This is a genomic window from Streptomyces sp. W1SF4, from assembly GCF_003950035.1.
Taxonomy (GTDB): Bacteria; Actinomycetota; Actinomycetes; order Streptomycetales; family Streptomycetaceae; genus Streptomyces; species Streptomyces racemochromogenes.
Genome location: NZ_CP034350.1, coordinates 2,497,244 through 2,514,247 on the forward strand (window position 1 = coordinate 2,497,244; position 17,004 = coordinate 2,514,247).

At 73.4% G+C, this 17,004-nt stretch carries 13 protein-coding genes; 8 read left to right on the forward strand and 5 right to left on the reverse strand.

Annotation, left to right across the window (positions count from 1 at the left end; genetic code table 11):
• Positions 1-59: 59 nt before the first annotated feature.
• Both D1J60_RS11690 and D1J60_RS11695 read left to right on the forward strand, forming a co-directional pair.
• Positions 60-1,793, forward strand: a complete 1,734-nt coding sequence (locus D1J60_RS11690; protein ID WP_125596880.1) for an ABC transporter ATP-binding protein — start codon at positions 60-62, stop codon at positions 1,791-1,793.
• Positions 1,790-3,712, forward strand: coding sequence for an ABC transporter ATP-binding protein (locus D1J60_RS11695; protein WP_125596877.1), 1,923 nt, complete (start codon positions 1,790-1,792; stop codon positions 3,710-3,712). The genes D1J60_RS11690 and D1J60_RS11695 overlap by 4 nt, the downstream gene beginning before the upstream one ends.
• Before the next feature lie 69 nt (positions 3,713-3,781).
• Here the strand turns inward: D1J60_RS11695 and D1J60_RS11700 are convergent, their stop codons facing one another.
• The 4 genes from D1J60_RS11700 to D1J60_RS11715 all read right to left on the reverse strand — a co-directional run bounded on the left by D1J60_RS11700 (position 3,782) and on the right by D1J60_RS11715 (position 8,904).
• Positions 3,782-4,927: an RNA polymerase sigma factor gene (locus D1J60_RS11700; protein ID WP_241253230.1), complete on the reverse strand. Its 1,146-nt coding sequence runs from the start codon at positions 4,925-4,927 to the stop codon at positions 3,782-3,784.
• Between the two features lie 106 nt (positions 4,928-5,033).
• A complete protein-coding gene (locus tag D1J60_RS11705) occupies positions 5,034-7,112 on the reverse strand; it encodes a molybdopterin oxidoreductase family protein (protein WP_125821059.1) in 2,079 nt (692 codons plus the stop codon).
• 188 nt (positions 7,113-7,300) lie between these two features.
• On the reverse strand, positions 7,301-8,065 hold the full coding sequence (locus D1J60_RS11710) for a glucose 1-dehydrogenase (protein ID WP_125823979.1): 765 nt from the start codon (positions 8,063-8,065) through the stop codon (positions 7,301-7,303).
• Between the two features lie 68 nt (positions 8,066-8,133).
• Positions 8,134-8,904, reverse strand: coding sequence for an ElyC/SanA/YdcF family protein (locus tag D1J60_RS11715; RefSeq protein WP_206436515.1), 771 nt, complete (start codon positions 8,902-8,904; stop codon positions 8,134-8,136).
• A 312-nt stretch (positions 8,905-9,216) separates the two neighbouring features.
• On the opposite strand from D1J60_RS11715, the gene D1J60_RS11720 reads away from it, so the two are divergent.
• From D1J60_RS11720 to dnaG, 4 genes are all read left to right on the forward strand, one after another.
• Positions 9,217-9,930 (forward strand): sirohydrochlorin chelatase, encoded by a 714-nt coding sequence (locus D1J60_RS11720; protein ID WP_125821060.1) that lies wholly within the window; start codon positions 9,217-9,219, stop codon positions 9,928-9,930.
• Positions 9,931-9,986: 56 nt separating this feature from the next.
• The gene (locus tag D1J60_RS11725; protein ID WP_125821061.1) at positions 9,987-11,303 is read left to right on the forward strand and encodes a deoxyguanosinetriphosphate triphosphohydrolase; all 1,317 of its coding nucleotides are present in this window, start codon (positions 9,987-9,989) and stop codon (positions 11,301-11,303) included.
• Between the two features lie 94 nt (positions 11,304-11,397).
• The gene (locus D1J60_RS11730) at positions 11,398-12,672 is read left to right on the forward strand and encodes an FAD-dependent oxidoreductase (RefSeq protein ID WP_125821062.1); all 1,275 of its coding nucleotides are present in this window, start codon (positions 11,398-11,400) and stop codon (positions 12,670-12,672) included.
• 34 nt (positions 12,673-12,706) lie between these two features.
• Positions 12,707-14,608 (forward strand): DNA primase, encoded by a 1,902-nt coding sequence (dnaG, locus tag D1J60_RS11735; protein ID WP_125821063.1) that lies wholly within the window; start codon positions 12,707-12,709, stop codon positions 14,606-14,608.
• Positions 14,609-14,749: 141 nt separating this feature from the next.
• On the opposite strand, the gene D1J60_RS11740 is transcribed toward dnaG, so the two are convergent.
• Positions 14,750-15,205 carry a gamma-glutamylcyclotransferase family protein gene (locus D1J60_RS11740; protein ID WP_125821064.1) on the reverse strand — a complete coding sequence of 152 codons (456 nt, stop codon included), beginning with the start codon at positions 15,203-15,205 and terminating at the stop codon, positions 14,750-14,752.
• Between the two features lie 415 nt (positions 15,206-15,620).
• Here D1J60_RS11740 and D1J60_RS11745 point away from each other — a divergent pair, with 415 nt between their 5' ends.
• Entirely contained in the window at positions 15,621-16,163 is a 543-nt protein-coding gene (locus tag D1J60_RS11745; protein WP_241253231.1) for a hypothetical protein, read from the forward strand.
• 130 nt (positions 16,164-16,293) lie between these two features.
• Positions 16,294-16,992, forward strand: a complete 699-nt coding sequence (locus D1J60_RS11750) for a class F sortase (protein ID WP_241253232.1) — start codon at positions 16,294-16,296, stop codon at positions 16,990-16,992.
• The last annotated feature ends 12 nt before the right edge of the window (positions 16,993-17,004 follow it).

The following is a 17,004-nucleotide window of genomic DNA, read 5'->3' on the forward strand; positions in this document are numbered from 1 at the left end:
CCCTGCGTTGGCCGAAGATGGAGTGAACCCCCCTCGATCTTGCCTACCGGAGCCTGCGCGTGCTCATACGACTGCTGCGGACCCACCTGGGTCCGTACAAGAAAGCCATCGCCGCACTGGTGCTGCTGCAACTCCTGCAGACCAGTGCGAGCCTCTACCTGCCCACCCTCAACGCGGACATCATCGACAACGGTGTCGTCAACGGGGACACCGGCTACATCCTGCGCTTCGGCGCGCTGATGCTCGGGGTCTCCCTCGTCCAGCTCGTCTGCAACGTCGGGGCCGTCTACTACGGGGCGCGCACGGCGGCCGCGCTCGGCCGCGACGTGCGCGCCTCCGTCTTCGACCGGGTGCAGAGCTTCTCGGCGCGGGAGCTGGGCCAGTTCGGCGCCCCGTCGCTGATCACCCGTACGACGAACGACGTCCAGCAGGTCCAGATGCTGGTGCTGATGACCTTCACCCTGATGGTCTCGGCGCCGATCATGTGCGTCGGCGGCATCGCCATGGCGCTCTCGCTCGACGTGAAGCTGTCGGGCGTGCTGCTCGCGGTGGTGCCCGTGCTGGGCGTGTCGGTCGGCGCGATCGTCTGGAAGACGCGACCGCTGTTCCGCCTGATGCAGGAACGCCTCGACGTCGTCAACCGGGTGCTGCGCGAGCAGATCACCGGCAACCGCGTGATCCGCGCCTTCGTCCGCGACGGCTACGAGGAGGAGCGCTTCCGCCGGGCGAACTCCGAGCTGACCGCGGTCTCGCTGGCCTCCGGCAAGCTGCTCGCGCTGATGTTCCCGGTCGTCATCCTGGTCGTGAACATCTCCAGCGTCGCCGTCATCTGGTTCGGTGCGATGCGGGTGGACGGGGGCGGCATGGAGATCGGTCAGCTGACCGCCTTCCTCGCCTACCTGATGCAGATCGTCATGGCCGTGATGATGGCCACCTTCATGTTCATGATGGTGCCGCGCGCCGAGGTCTGCGCCGAGCGCATCCAGGAGGTCCTGGACACCGAGTCCAGCGTGGTCCCGCCCGTCGACCCGGTGCGTACGCTCTCCCGGCGCGGGCAGCTGGAGCTGCGCGGCGCCGACTTCCGCTACCCGGGCGCCGAGGCCCCGGTGCTGCGCGGGGTGGACCTGGTGGCCCGCCCCGGCGAGACCACCGCGGTGATCGGTTCCACCGGCAGCGGCAAGTCGACGCTGCTGGGCCTGGTGCCCCGGCTGTTCGACGCGACCGGCGGTGACGTGCTGGTCGACGGGGAGGACGTACGCCGGATCGACCCGGAGCTGCTGGCGCGGACGGTCGGCATGGTCCCGCAGAAGCCGTACCTGTTCTCCGGGACGGTCGCCTCCAACCTGCGCTACGGGCGCCCGGACGCGACCGACGAGGAGCTGTGGCGGGCCCTGGAGGTGGCCCAGGCCAAGGACTTCGTGTCCGAGCTGGAGGGCGGTCTGGAGGCGCCGGTCACCCAGGGCGGGACGAACGTCTCCGGCGGCCAGCGCCAGCGTCTGGCCATCGCCCGCACGCTCGTGCAGCGCCCGGAGATCTACCTGTTCGACGATTCCTTCTCGGCCCTGGACTACGCGACGGACGCGGCGCTGCGCGCGGCGCTCGCCCGGGAGACCGAGGACGCGACGGTCGTCATCGTCGCCCAGCGGGTCTCCACGATCCGCGACGCCGACCGGATCATCGTCCTCGACGAGGGCCGGGTGGTGGGCGAGGGCCGCCACCACGAGCTGATGGCCGGCAACGAGACCTACCGGGAGATCGTGCTCTCCCAGCTGACGGAGGCGGAGGCCGCATGAGCGGGCCCGGAGGACGGATGATGATGGGGCCGGCCCAGCGGTCCATGGACTTCAAGGGGTCCGGCAAGCGGCTGCTGCGCCAGCTGGCGCAGGACCGGGGCAAGCTGTGGGGCATGGTCGCGGCCGTGGTCGGCAGTGTCGGCTGCGCCGTGCTCGGGCCGAAGATCCTCGGCGGGGCCACCGACCTGGTGTTCGCGGGGATCGTCGGCCGGCAGATGCCGGACGGCCTGACCAAGCAGCAGGCGCTGGACGGGCTGCGCGAGCGGGGCCAGGGCGGCATGGCGGACATGCTGTCCGGCACCGACTTCACCCCGGGGCAGGGCATCGACTTCGGTGCCGTGGGGGTGACGGCGTTGTGGGCGCTGCTGGTGTTCGTCCTGGCGGGCCTGCTGATGCTGGTCGCCACGCGGCTGTCGAACCACGTGATGAACGGCACCGTCTACCGGATGCGCGAGGAGCTCCAGGCGAAGCTGTCGCGGCTGCCGTTGTCGTACTTCGACCAGCAGAAGCGCGGGGAGGTGCTGAGCCGGGCGACGAACGACATAGACAACATCGGCCAGACCCTCCAGCAGACGATGGGCCAGCTGCTGAACTCGCTGCTGACGATCGTCGGCGTGCTGGTGATGATGTTCTGGATCTCGCCGCTGCTGGCGTTGGTCGCGCTGCTGACCGTGCCGGTGTCGGTGGTGGTCGCGGCGAGGATCGGCAAGAGGTCGCAGCCGCAGTTCGTGGCGCAGTGGAAGACCACGGGCGCGCTCAACGCCCACATCGAGGAGATGTACTCCGGCCACGCGCTGGTGAAGGTCTTCGGGCGGCAGAAGGAGTCGGCGGCGGTCTTCGCCGAGCAGAACGAGGAGCTGTACCGGGCCTCGTTCAAGGCGCAGCTGGTCAGCGGCATCATGCAGCCGGTGATGTTCTTCATCTCGAACATCAACTACGTGCTGGTCGCGGTCGTCGGCGGTCTGCGGGTGGCCTCGGGCACCCTGTCGATCGGTGACGTGCAGGCCTTCATCCAGTACTCGCGCCAGTTCTCGATGCCGCTGTCGCAGGTGGCGTCGATGGCGAACCTGGTGCAGTCGGGCGTCGCCTCGGCGGAGCGGGTGTACGAGCTGCTGGACGCGCCGGAGCAGGAGCCGGACGCGGAGGTCCCGGAGCGTCCGCGGGAGCTGCGCGGTCAGGTGACCCTGGACAAGGTGGCCTTCCGCTACGAGCCGGACAAGCCGCTCATCGAGAACCTCTCGCTGACGGTGGAGCCGGGGCAGACGGTCGCCATCGTCGGCCCGACGGGCGCCGGCAAGACCACGCTGGTCAATCTGCTGATGCGGTTCTACGAGGTCACGGGCGGGGAGATCGCCCTGGACGGGGTGGACATCGCCAAGATGACCCGCGAGGAGCTGCGCGGCGGGATCGGCATGGTGCTCCAGGACACCTGGCTGTTCGGCGGGACGATCGCGGAGAACATCGCCTACGGCGCGTCCCGCGAGGTGACGCGCGGCGAGATCGAGGAGGCCGCGCGGGCGGCGCACGCGGACCGTTTCATCCGCACGCTGCCGGACGGCTACGACACGGTGCTGGACGACGAGGGCGCGGGTGTCAGCGCGGGTGAGAAGCAGCTGATCACCATCGCGCGGGCGTTCCTGTCGGATCCGGTGATCCTGGTGCTCGACGAGGCGACGAGTTCGGTGGACACCCGTACCGAGGTGCTGATCCAGAAGGCGATGGCGCGCCTGGCGCACGGCCGTACGTCCTTCGTGATCGCGCACCGGCTGTCGACGATCCGCGACGCGGACGTGATCCTGGTGATGGAGAGCGGCTCGATCGTGGAGCAGGGCACGCACGAGGAGCTGCTGGCGGCCGAGGGCGCGTACGCGCGGTTGTACGCGGCGCAGTTCGCGCAGGCGGTGGCCGAGGTCGACTGACCGGCCGGCGGTGTGCGGGTGGGGGCGTCCTTCGGGACGCCCCCTCTTCCGTTCCGCGGCCGGCGCGGGTCAGTCGAGGTAGCCGCGCAGCTGGTCGGCGAAGGCGTGGTCGCGCAGCTTGTTGAGGGTCTTGGACTCGATCTGGCGGATCCGCTCGCGGGTGACGCCGAAGATGCGGCCGATCTCCTCCAGGGTGCGGGGGCGGCCGTCGGCGAGGCCGTAGCGGAGCTGGACGACCTTGCGTTCGCGTTCGCCGAGGGTGGAGAGGACGGCTTCGAGGTGTTCGCGCAGCAGGAAGAAGGCGGCGGACTCCATGGGGGAGGCGGCGTCGCCGTCCTCGATCAGGTCGCCGAGGGCGACGTCGTCCTCCTCGCCGACCGGGGCGTGCAGGGAGACGGGTTCCTGGGCGAGGCGGAGCACTTCCAGGACCCGCTCGGGGGTCAGTTCCAGGTGGACGGCGACTTCCTCGGCGGTGGGTTCGTAGCCGCGTTCCTGGAGCATGCGGCGCTGGACGCGGATGACGCGGTTGATGAGTTCGACGACGTGGACGGGGACGCGGATGGTGCGGGCCTGGTCGGCGAGGGCCCGTGACATCGCCTGCCGGATCCACCAGGTGGCGTAGGTGGAGAACTTGTAGCCGCGGGCGTAGTCGAACTTCTCGACGGCCCTGATCAGGCCGAGGTTGCCCTCCTGGACCAGGTCGAGCATGGTCAGTCCGCGGCCGACGTAGCGCTTGGCGACGGAGACGACGAGCCGCAGGTTCGACTCGATGAGCCGGCGTTTGGCCATCCGGCCCATGACGACGAGTTTGTCGAGGTCGACGGCGAGCTGGGAGTCGAGGTCGGTGGCGCCGGCGAGTTTCTCCTCGGCGAAGAGTCCCGCTTCCACGCGCCGGGCGAGTTCGACCTCTTCGGCGGCGGTGAGCAGCGGGATCCTGCCTATCTCGCGCAGGTACTGGCGGAAGAGGTCGGCCGAGGGCCCGGTCCCGGCGCCGTTGTCGCGGGCGCGCTGCGGGGGTACCGGTTCGATGAGTTCGAGGACCTCGGGTTCCTCGTCGCCGGCGTCCTCCACCGTGTCGGCCTCGGCCTCGGGATCCGGATCGGAGGCGTCTGCGGCGGGGCGGCTCGCGTTCACGGTCAGGGTCTGGGTCTGCACGGGGGCGACCTCCAGGGCTCCGAGGACGGTGGCACCGCACCTCAGTGTGGGGTACGACACATCGCTGCCACGAGGGGCGTGCGAGCACTTTCTGAGCCCGCTGCGTGACGGATGGTTACCCCCTGGCGGGAATCCCGATGCGGATCGGACTCATGTCCGACCGGAGTCACGCGGGTTCCACGCGGACCGCGCAGACCTTGAACTCGGGCATGCGCGAGACGGGGTCCAGGGCCGGGTTGGTGAGGGTGTTGGCGCGGCCCTCGCCGTACCAGTGGAACGGCATGAACACGGTGTCGGCGCGGACGGCGTCGGTGACGCGGGCGGGGGCGACGGCGCGTCCGCGGCGGGAGGTGACCGCGAGCGGGGTGCCGTCGGTGACGCCGAGGCGGGCGGCGAGGCGCGGGTGGAGTTCCACGAAGGGGCCGGGGGCGGCGGCGTTGAGTTCGGGCACGCGGCGGGTCTGGGCGCCGGACTGGTACTGGGCGACGACCCGGCCGGTGGTGAGGAGCAGCGGGTAGTCGGCGTCAGGGACCTCGGCGGCGTCGCGGTGGGAGACGGGCGTGAAGCGGGCGCGGCCGTCGTCGGTGGCGAAGCGGTCGAGGAAGAGACGGGGCTGTCCCGGGGAGCCTTCGGGGCAGGGCCAGAAGACGCCCTGTTCGGCTTCGATGCGGGCGTAGGAGATGCCGGAGTAGTCGGCGGGACCGCCTTCGGAGGCGCGCCGCAGCTCGGCGAAGACCTGTTCGGGGTCGGTGGGGAAGCCCTTCTCCACGCCGAGGCGGGCGGCGAGTCCGTGCAGGACGTCCAGGTCGCCGCGGACGCCGGGGGGTGGGGTGAGGGCGCGGCGGCGCAGCAGGACGCGGCCCTCCAGGCTGGTGGTGGTGCCGGTCTCCTCCGCCCACTGGGTGACGGGCAGGACGACGTCGGCGAGTGCGGCCGTCTCGGAGAGGACGACGTCGGCGACGGCGAGGAAGTCCAGGGAGCGGATGCGGTCTTCGACGTGGGCGGCGCGGGGGGCGGAGACGAGGGGGTTGGAGCCCATGAGCAGGAGGGCCTTGACGTCGCCGCCGAGGGCGTCGAGGAGTTCGTAGGCGCTGCGGCCGGGGCCGGGCAGGCTCCGCGGGTCGACGCCCCAGACGCGGGCGACGTGTGCGCGGGCGGCGGGGTCGGTGAGCTTGCGGTAGCCGGGGAGCTGGTCGGCCTTCTGGCCGTGTTCGCGGCCGCCCTGGCCGTTGCCCTGGCCGGTGAGGCAGCCGTAGCCGGAGTGCGGGCGGCCGGCGCGGCCGGTGGCGAGGCAGAGGTTGATCCACGCGCCGACGGTGTCGGTGCCCTTGGACTGCTGCTCGGGGCCGCGGGCGGTGAGGACCATGGCGGCGGTGGGGGCGCAGAACATGTCGACGGCGCGGCGCAGTTCCGGGAGGGCGATGCCGGTGATCCGCTCGACGAGTTCGGGCCAGTGGGCCATGGCGGCGGCCCGGGCGTCTTCCCAGCCGGTGGTGCGTTCGGCGATGAACGCCTCGTCGGTGCGGCCCTCGGCGACCACGAGGTGCAGCAGGCCGAGGGCGAGGGCGAGGTCGGTTCCGGGGCGCGGCGCGAGGTGCAGGTCGGCCAGTTCGGCGGTGCGGGTGCGGCGGGGGTCGACGACGATCAGGGTGCCGCCGTTCGCCTTGAGTTCGGTGAGGTAGCGCACGAACGGCGGCATGGTCTCGGCGGGGTTGGAGCCGACGAGGACGACGCAGCCGGTGCGGGGGATGTCCTCCAGCGGGAAGGGCAGTCCGCGGTCGAGGCCGAAGGCCTTCTGGTGCGCGGCGGCGGCCGAGGACATGCAGAAGCGGCCGTTGTAGTCGATCTGGGAGGTGCCGAGGGCGACGCGGGCGAACTTGCCGAGGGCGTAGGCCTTCTCGTTGGTCAGGCCGCCGCCGCCGAAGACGGCGACGGCGTCGGGGCCGTGGGCGCGGCGCGTGCGGGCGAGGCCGGCGGCGACGGCGTCGAGGGCCTCCTCCCAGGTGGCCGGGACGAGCGGGCCGCCGGCGTGGGTGCGGATGAGCGGCTCGGTCAGGCGTACCCGGGAGGAGAGCAGGGCGGGGGCGGTGCGGCCCTTGCCGCACAGGGCGCCCCGGTTGACGGGGAAGCCGGTGCGCTCCTCGACGGTCACCGCGTCGCCCGCGGGGGCGGGGCGCAGGTTCATGCCGCACTGCAGGGCGCAGTAGGGGCAGTGGGTGGCGGTGGCTTCCGGGGAGCTGTGCATGCCCCTCAGGGTGTGGTCCGGGTGTTACGGAGGCCGCGCGCCCCCGTTACGGGCGGGGGTGCTGACCCTCATCCCGGTCCGGCGGGGGCGGTGAGGGGGCGGGCAGCCGCGGGGGGTGTCGGGAGGGATGGTTCGCCACCCGCCGCGCGCCGGCGCCGGCACGGCTCGCGCGGTGAGGCCGGGAGGGGTCACTGGCCCGTGAGGTACTTGACCGTGAGGCCGGCCGTCCAGCCGCCGTCGACGGCGAGTTCCGCGCCGGTCATGTAGCCGGCGGCGTCGGAGAGCAGGAACGCGACGGCGGCCGCGATCTCCTCGGGGACGCCGACGCGGCCCAGGGGGGCGCCGGGGTAGTTGCCCTCGCCGGCCTGGATGCCGATGGGGGCGGTCATCGGGGTCAGGGTCATGCCGGGGTGGACGGAGTTGACTCGGATCCCCGCCTCCGCCAGTTCGACGGCGCCGATCTTGGACAGGCCGCGCACGCCCCACTTGGAGGCTCCGTACCCGGCGGTGAGGGCGAGTCCGGTGAGGCCGGCCGCGGAGGAGATGTTGACGACGGATCCGCCACCGCCCGCCCGCAGCAGGGGTATCGCGGTCTTGATGCCGATGAACACGCCGACCAGGTTGACCTCGACGACCTGGCGGAAGTGCTCGACGCTCTCGTGTTCCAGGAACTCGCCGGTCGGGATGCCGGCGTTGTTGACGAGCCCGTCGATCCGGCCGAACTCGGCGACCGCGTACTCCAGCGCCGCCGTCCAGTCGGCCTCGCTGGTGACGTCGTGCCGCAGGAAGCGGGCCGCGTCGCCGAGCTTGGCGGCCGTCTCGGCGCCCTCGTCCTCCAGCAGGTCGGTGATCAGCACCTTGCCGCCGCCGTCGACGACCGCCCGTGCGGCCGCCGCGCCCAGGCCCCGGGCCCCACCGGTGATGACGACCACCTTGCCGCCGAGATCCACCACAGCCACGATCCACACCCCTGACGCAGACAGATAGGTATATGACTAATCGGCATACGCCGATCGAGGCGTCAGTCTGTCAGAGCGGCCAGGACCCGCGACACCCCTTCTTCCTTCGGGCCGAGGAACCTCGGCTCCGGCTGGAACGCCGCGTCCAGGGCCGCCTTGCCGGCCGCGAGGACCTCGCGGGCGCCGCCGTAGTACCAGGTGACGTCGTGCTCGTCGTCCACCCCGACGCCGTAGGAGTCCACTCCCGCCGCCTGGCACAGGGCCACCGCGCGGTGGATGTGGAAGTGCTGGCTGATCAGCACCGCCCGGCGCACCCCGAATATCTCCCGGACCCGCACGCAGGAGTCCCAGGTGTCGAATCCGGCGTAGTCGCTGACGATCCGGTCGTCGGGTATGCCGTGCCCCCTGAGGTACGTCCGCATCGCGCCCGGCTCGTCGTACTCCGTGCGGCTGTTGTCGCCGGTCACCAGGACCACCTTCACCTTGCCCGCCCGGTAGAGCTCCACGGCCGCGTCGAGCCGGTAGGCGAGGTACGGGGTCGGGCGGCCCTTCCACAGGCCGGCCCCGAAGACCACCGCCACCCCGGCGTCGGGCGCCTCCGCGGTGGTCCGCAGCCGGTCGGCGGCCGCCGCGTGCGTCCACGTCGAGGGCAGCAGGGCCAGCACGCACAGCACCATCACCGCCTGCACGGCACGCCGACGCCCCCGCACCGTCCGCAGCCATACCCTCCAGCGGCCGACACCGAGCCGCCCCGCCCGTCCCCGTCCCCGTCCCTGCTCCTGCTCCTGCTCCTGCTCCTGCCCCTGCCCCTGCCCCTGCCCCTGCTGTCCCATGACCGGCCCCCCTCGTCCGCACGCCCTTCGCACGGATTGACGAACCGCCCCCGCCCCCCAGTTCCGCCCGACCCCCCTTTCACTCGTACGAATGACCGAGTGAGCAGCAGGAAACCACCCGTCACCCCCGCGCAACGCCCACGCAATCCGGGCCCCGCAGGATCGGTCCATGACGGAGCCGGTGCACCCTCCCGCCACCCAGTCCTTCCCCTTCGGCAGCGCGGCCGAGCTGCTGACGCGGATCACCGACCAGCTCGGCACCCAGCTCAGCGGCCTGCGCCCGCCACGCGCCCGGCACCACGGAGTCCCCCCATGCACCCCACCCTCGTCGCCGTGGCCCACGGCAGCCGCGACCCGCGCGCCCCGCACACCGTCCTCGCCCTGCTCGAACGGGTCCGCGAGCTCCGCCCCGCCCTCGACGTCCGCCTCGGCCACGTCGAACTGAACCGGCCGCTGCTGGCCGACACCCTGCGGGACACCGCCGGAGCGGCCGTCCTCGTGCCGCTGCTGCTCGGACGCGGCACCCACGTCAAGCGGGACCTGCCCGCCGCCGCGGCCCGCGCCGGGCACCTGCGGATCCGGATCGCCGCCCCGCTCGGCCCCCACCCGCTGCTCGTGGAGGTCCTGTTCGAACGGCTCCTGGAGGCCGGCTGGACCCCGGGCACGGCCGTCGTGCTGGCGTCGGCCGGGTCCCTCGACCCCGACTCCGCCGCCGACACCCGCCGCGCCGCCGACCTGCTCTCCGAACGGCTCGGCGGGGTCCCCGTGGTCCCCGCGTACGCCTCGGCGGCCGCCCCGGGCGTGCCGGACGCCGTCCGGGCGCTGGCCGCCCGCGGGTACCACCGGGCCGCCGTGGCCTCGTACTTCGCCGCCCCGGGCCGGTTCGCCTCCGCGAGCGCGGCCGCCGCGACCGGCCCGGCGGCGGCCCCGCTCGGCGCGCACCCGGCACTGGCCCGGCTGGTGCTGCGCCGCTACGACGAAGCGCTCGCGCGCGGCGCGCGGGAGCCGGAACCGGCCATCGCGTAAAGGCCGCGTAGGTTCGGATTGCTCGGATTGTCGGTGACTCCGGTTAACGTCTCAGCATGGAAGGCACCGCGCACGTCCCCGCCTACGAGTCCTACGATCCGGCCGCCACCGAGCGATGGGCCGCCGAGCCGGACAAACGGCCCGGCCGCACCGCCTTCCAGCGTGATCGCGCCCGCGTACTGCACTCGGCCGCCCTGCGCCGCCTCGCCGGGAAGACCCAGGTCGTCACCCCGGGCACGCGTTCCTTCGACTGGGACGCCAGCCCCCGCACCCGGCTGACGCACTCCCTGGAGTGCGCGCAGGTCGGCCGGGAGCTCGGCGCGGCCCTCGGCTGCGATCCGGACCTGGTCGAAGCGGCCTGCCTCTCCCACGACATGGGCCACCCGCCGTTCGGGCACAACGGCGAGGAGGCGCTCAACGAGTTCGCCAAGGACTGCGGCGGCTTCGAGGGCAACGCCCAGTCGCTGCGCCTGCTGACCCGGCTGGAACCCAAGCGCTTCGTGCCCGACCCGGCCACCGGCGACCCGGTCAGCGTCGGCCTCAACCTGACCCGCGCCTGCCTGGACGCGGCCACCAAGTACCCGTGGGCGCGCGGCGGCCACCCCACCGACCCGGACTCGGTGAAGTTCGGGGCCTACGAGGACGACCTGCCGGTCTTCGAGTGGCTGCGGCGGGGCGCACCCGCGGACCGCAAGTGCTTCGAGGCCCAGGTCATGGACTGGGCGGACGACGTCGCGTACTCCGTGCACGACTTCGAGGACGGGCTGCACGCCGGGCACCTCGACCCGAACCTCCTCTTCGCCGAGCCCGAGCGGGCCGCCATCTGGCAGGTCGCCATCGGCCGCTACGTGCCCGCCGGCACCTCCCCGGAGGAGCTGCGCGAGGCGCTGGACCGGCTGATGGAGGAGGACTGGTGGCCGCACGGCTACGACGGGTCCGCCGTGGCGCAGGCCCGCCTGAAGGACGCCACCAGCCAGCTGATCGGCCGGTTCTGCCTGGCCGCCGAGGGCGCCACCCGCGAGGCGTACGGCTCCGGCCGGCTCACCCGCTACGCGGCGGAGCTGGTCGTGCCGCGCGAGGCGCGCAACGAGTGCGCGGTCCTCAAGGCGGTGGCCGACCTGTACGTGATGCAGCGCGACGAGCAGGAACGGCTGCGGGCCGACCAGCGCATCGTCCTGGCCGAACTGGCGGAGGCGCTGAGCGCCCGCGCGCCGGAGGGCCTGGACCCCCAGTTCCGGGCGATCTTCGACGCTGCGGCGGACGACAAGGCCCGCAAACGCGCGGTCATCGACCAGATCGCCTGCCTGACCGACGCGTCCGCCCGTTCACTGCACGCACGCCTCACCCGGCGCGGGCGGCGCGCCGAAGGGTGAGCCGATCGGGCCATTCCCCCTTCACGAGGCAGGCTGGGTGCGGGACGCTCGCAAGGTGGCCGCAAGTGGCCGAGAGGTTATGAGGAGGCATCAGGTGGTCGACGCAAACCAGACGTTCATCATCGTCGGCGCGGGGCTGGCCGGGGCCAAGGCCGCCGAAACGCTGAGGGCGGAGGGGTTCACGGGCCGGGTGATCCTGATCGGCGACGAGCGCGACCATCCCTACGAACGGCCCCCGCTGTCCAAGGGCTACCTGCTGGGCAAGGAGGAGCGCGACAGCGTCTTCGTGCACAAGCCGTCCTGGTACGCGGGCGCCGACATCGAGCTGCACCTGGGCCAGCCCGCCGTGCACCTGGACCGCGAGGCCAAGACGGTGCGCCTGGGCGACGGCACGCTGATGCACTACGACAAGCTGCTGCTGGCCACCGGTGCCGAGCCGCGCCGGCTGGACATCCCGGGCACCGGGCTGGCCGGGGTGCACCATCTGCGCCGGCTCGCCCACGCCGACCTGCTGCGCAAGGCGCTGGCCTCCCTGGGCCGGGACAACGGCCACCTGCTGATCGCGGGCGCGGGCTGGATCGGCCTGGAGGTCGCGGCGGCCGCGCGCGGGTACGGCGCCGAGGTGACGGTGGTCGAGCCGCTGGCCACGCCGCTGCACGCGGTGCTCGGCCCGGAGGTCGGCCGGCTCTTCACCGACCTGCACACCGAGCACGGGGTGCGGTTCCACTTCGGGGCGCGGCTGACGGAGATCGTCGGCCAGGACGGCATGGTGATGGCCGCCCGGACCGACGACGGGGAGGAGCACCCGGCGCACGCGGTGCTCGCCGCGATCGGGGCGGCGCCGCGCACCGCGCTCGCCGAGACCTCGGGGCTGGCGCTGGTGGACCGGGAGCACGGCGGGGGCATCGCCGTGGACGCCTCGCTGCGCACCTCCGACCCGGACGTCTTCGCCGTCGGTGACGTGGCCGCCGCCCACCATCCGGCGCTGGGCACCCGGCTGCGCGTGGAGCACTGGGCGAACGCCCTCAACGGCGGCCCGGCCGCCGCGCGGGCGATGCTGGGGCAGGAGGTCTCGTACGAGCGGGTGCCGTACTTCTTCTCGGACCAGTACGACGTGGGCCTGGAGTACTCCGGGTACGCGCCGGCGGGCGGCTACGACCAGGTGCTGGTGCGCGGGGACGCGGGCAAGCGGGAGTTCATCGCGTTCTGGCTGTCGGACGGCCGGGTGCTGGCCGGGATGAACGTGAACGTGTGGGACGTCGTCGAGCCCATCCAGGCCCTGATCAGGTCGAAGGCGCCGGTGGACCGCGAGAGGCTGGCGGACCCCTCGGTTCCGCTTGAGTCGCTGGTGGCGGCGGAGGGGGCCTGACGGGATTGCCGCCGCCCGGCCGTAGAATTCACGGGTGGCAGGACGGATCAACGACGACGACGTGAAGGCGGTACGGGACGCGGTCCCGATCGACGCCGTGGTCTCGGAGTACCTCCAGCTGCGCAACGCCGGCGGCGGCAACCTCAAGGGCCTGTGCCCCTTCCACGACGAGAAGTCCCCGTCCTTCCAGGTCAGCCCCAGCAAGGGCTTCTACCACTGCTTCGGCTGCCAGGCCGGCGGGGACACCCTCGACTTCATCATGAAGATCGACCACCTCTCCTTCTCGGAGGCGGTCGAGCGGCTGGCCGGCCAGGCCGGCATCACCCTGCGGTACGAGGAGGGCGGCTACACCGCCGGCACCAGCGGCCGCGGCGAGCGGATCCGCCTGGTCGAGGCCCACAAGGCCGCCGCCCTCTTCTACGCGGACCAGCTCGGCGGCGCCGAGGCGGAGATCGCCCGCCGTTTCCTGGCGGAGCGCGGCTTCGACCAGGCGGCGGCCCAGCACTTCGGCGTGGGCTACAGCCCGGCCGGCTGGGACCACCTGACCCGGTTCCTGCGCGGCAAGGGCTTCACCGACAAGGAGCTGATCCTCTCCGGGCTCGCCCAGGACAGCCGCAGCGGCAAGCCCATCGACCGCTTCCGGGGCCGGCTCATGTGGCCGATCCGGGACATCAGCGGCGAGGTGGTCGGCTTCGGCGCGCGCAAGCTGCGCGAGGACGACAACGGGCCGAAGTACCTGAACACCCCCGAGACGGCGATCTACAAGAAGTCCCAGGTGCTGTACGGCATCGACCTGGCCAAGAAGGAGATCGCGAAGACCTCCCGGGCGGTGGTCGTCGAGGGCTACACCGACGTCATGGCCTGTCACATGGCCGGGGTCACCACCGCCATCGCCACCTGCGGCACGGCCTTCGGCGGGGACCACATCAAGATCCTGCGACGGCTGCTGATGGACAACGCCACCGCCGAGGTGATCTTCACCTTCGACGGTGACGCGGCGGGCCAGAAGGCCGCGCTGCGGGCCTTCGAGGACGACCAGAAGTTCGCGGCGGAGACCTCCATCACCATCGCCCCGGGCGGCATGGACCCCTGCGACCTGCGCCTCGCACAGGGCGACGCGGCGGTCGTCGACCTGGTGGACGCCCGCACCCCGCTGTTCGAGTTCGCCCTGCGCCACATCGTGGGCCGGCACAACCTGGAGAACCCGGCGGGGCGGGCGGCCGCGCTGGCCGAGGCGGCGCCGGTCGTCGCCAGCATCAAGGACCTCTCGATCCAGCACGAGTCGGCCGTCCAGCTGGCCGGGATGCTGGGCATCCTCGACGAGCAGTTCGTGGTCAAGCGGGTGGCGCAGCTGGCGCGCTGGGCCCGCGAGCGCGGCAACCAGCCGCAGCAGCAGGGCCGGGGCCGCCCCCAGGAGCCGGCCCCCGCACCGCCGTCGGCGGCCGTCGGCGGCGGGCCCGCGCTGAACCTGCGCAGCCCCGCCCACCGCACCGAGCGCGAGCTCCTCAAGCTGGCGCTCCAGCGGCCGGCCCTGGTCTCCCCCGCCTTCGACGCGTACGGGATCGACGAGTTCACCGCCCCGCCCTACGCGGCCGTGCGCCAGGCCATCCAGGACGCCGGCGGCGCCGCTCAGGGCACCGAGGACTACCTGGCCCGGGTCCGCGAGGCCGCGCCGAACGACACCGTCCGCGCGATGGTCACGGAGCTGGCGGTGGAGGCCATCCACGCCAAGACGGTGGACGAGGTCTACGCGGGCGTCCAGCTGGTGCAGGTCCGGCTGCGCGCCGTCGACCGCCGGGTCCTGGAGATCCAAGGCGCCCTGACCCGGCTCAGCCCGCAGGCCCCGCCGGAGCAGCACGCGGCGATCCAGCAGGAGCTGTGGGTGCTCCAGCAGTACGGGCAGCGCCTGCGCAACCGCGGCGCCGAAGGACTCTGACCGCCGGGACCGGGCCGCGGTGACCCGGCAACGGACCGGCCCCCGCTCAGCCGCACCCCGTGGAGCCGTGCCGCCGGGCACCCCCACCGGCCCGGCAGGACCCCGGGCGGGGCAGGGCCGGCCCGGGCCGCCGGGCGCCCCCTAGCGGCGCAGCCAGTCCCCGCCCGGGATCTCGGTGCCCGTCTGCGCGAGGCGGCGGGCCAGCGGGGCGGCCGCCAGGTAGACCCAGGCCCGGACCCGGCCGCCGTCGGGGCGCACGGCCTCGCGGGCGACGCGGTCGTAGACGTTCCCCGGGCGCCCCGGGCCGGCGTACTCCTCCAGCAGGTCCAGCGCGACCAGCAGTTCCGCGTACTCCCCCGGCGCGGCGGTGATCAGCTCCCCGGCTATGGCGGAGCCCGGGCGGTCGACGGCGTACGGGTAGCCGGGCCCCTCGTACAGCGCCGCGTCCGGCAGCCGGGCGGGCTCCTCGGCCGCCGTCCGGCCCTTCAGGAACAGGTCGTGGTTGACCTCCCCCGGCCGCAGCGTCCCGTACACGAAGAACGGCAGTACGCCCGGTCCGGTTCCCGCTCCCGATCCCGGCCGATCGACCGATGCCACAGGTCCCTCCCTCGACTACCACTGGACGGTGCGGGGTCCGGGCCCAAAGGCCCCTCATCGCCGCGCACCACCACCGTACGCACCGCTGTTACACAATCTCCCGGCTCCCGTGACGGGCGCCCCATAACGTCAGGTTCGCCCGTTTCCCCACCCCGCCCCGCACCCCTCATGACGCAAAGGCATGCGCCGGCCGCCGCCCGCGCCGCTGCCGGACGGGCCCGAGGTGGGTGACCCTGCCGCCGGCCTGACGTCACCCGGACGGCGTGGGCGCACACGGATGCCCCAGCACGGCCCTGACCTGCACGGATACGGTTCGACGGGGTGCCTGCGGCGGGATCCGGGGCGGACTTCGGCAGGCGGTGGGCGGGCGGGCCGGTTTTCCTCGGAACACGACCCCGTGTCCCCTGGAGTACCCATGCGCCGCAGCACCGCCCACGTGCTCACCGCCACCGCGCTGACCGCCGTCGCCTTCGCCGGTCCGGTCGCCGGGGCGGTGGCCGCCGCGGAGCTCGGCATGGCGCCCTTCGCGCCCGGGGACTTCGCCGTGCTGGAGGTGTGGCCGAAATCCGCCGCCCCGGGCACCACCGTCACCGTGCACACCAAGGCCTGCGGCCGGGGCAGCCGGGCCGAGGGCGACGCCAGCACGGTGGCGGGCGGCCGCTTCGAACTGGCCCCGGGCAGCCGCGAGGACGCGGTCACGGGCCGGTTCCGGATCGGTCAGGGCCTGCGGCCGGGCACCTACGGAATCGGCGCCACCTGCGCGAACGGCAAGTTCGCCACCGGCGACCTGGTCGTCACCGAACGCGGCCCGCAGGGCCACGTACGGACCGGGGTGGGTGGTGGCACGACCACCGCCACCGACCCCGCCAAGATCACGGCGGGAGCGGCAGTGCTGGCCGCGGCCGCCGTCGGCGGTACCTGGCTCCTGCGTCGCCGGGCGAGCGGCACGCGGAGCTGACGGGCGCCCACCGCGGCTGCGGCCGCGGTCCGACCGGTACCGCCCCCCGTCGCCCGCCCCGCGAGGTCCCCCCGTTCGCGGGGCCGGGCGACGGCCACTGCAGGAACGGCGAGACGAGGGGGTACGGCGCATGCGTGGCGGCTTCCCGGGTCTGCGGGGACGCCCCCCGGCCAGGGCGAGCGGACGCCCCGGCGCCCGCGCGAGGGGCTCCGCCGGGGCGCTCGCGGCGCGGGCGGGCCTGGTCGCGGTGGCCGTGTGCACCGGGGTCTGGCTCATCGGCAGCGGCTCGGCCGTGACCGTGCGGCCCCCGCTGCCCTCCGCGGCGGAGGCGTTGAGCGCGCAGCCCCTCTACGCCGGGAGCATCGACCCGCTCCCGGGCTCGCCGCCGGTGCGGATCAGGATCCCGTCGATCCGGGTGGACGCCCCGCTGACCGGTCTGGGCCTGGACCGCGACGGCAGCCTCGAAGTGCCCCCGCCGGCCCGCCGGGAGCTCGCCGGCTGGTACCGGGACGGGACCACTCCGGGTGCGACGGGCACCGCGGTGATCGCGGGGCACGTCGACCACGCCAGCGGCCCGGCGGTCTTCTACCACCTGGGGGCGCTGCGCCGGGGGGCCGCGGTGGAGGTCGACCGGGCGGACGGGCGGACGGCCGTGTTCACCGTGCACGCGGTCGAGGTGTACGACGCCGGGGCGTTCCCGGACCGGCGGGTGTACGGGCCCTCGCCGCGCGCCGAGCTGCGGGTGATCACCTGTGGCGGCGCGTTCTCCCCGCGCACCGGCTACCAGGGCAACGTGGTCGTCTTCGCGCACCTCACCGGGGTGTCGTGAGACCGGCTGGGA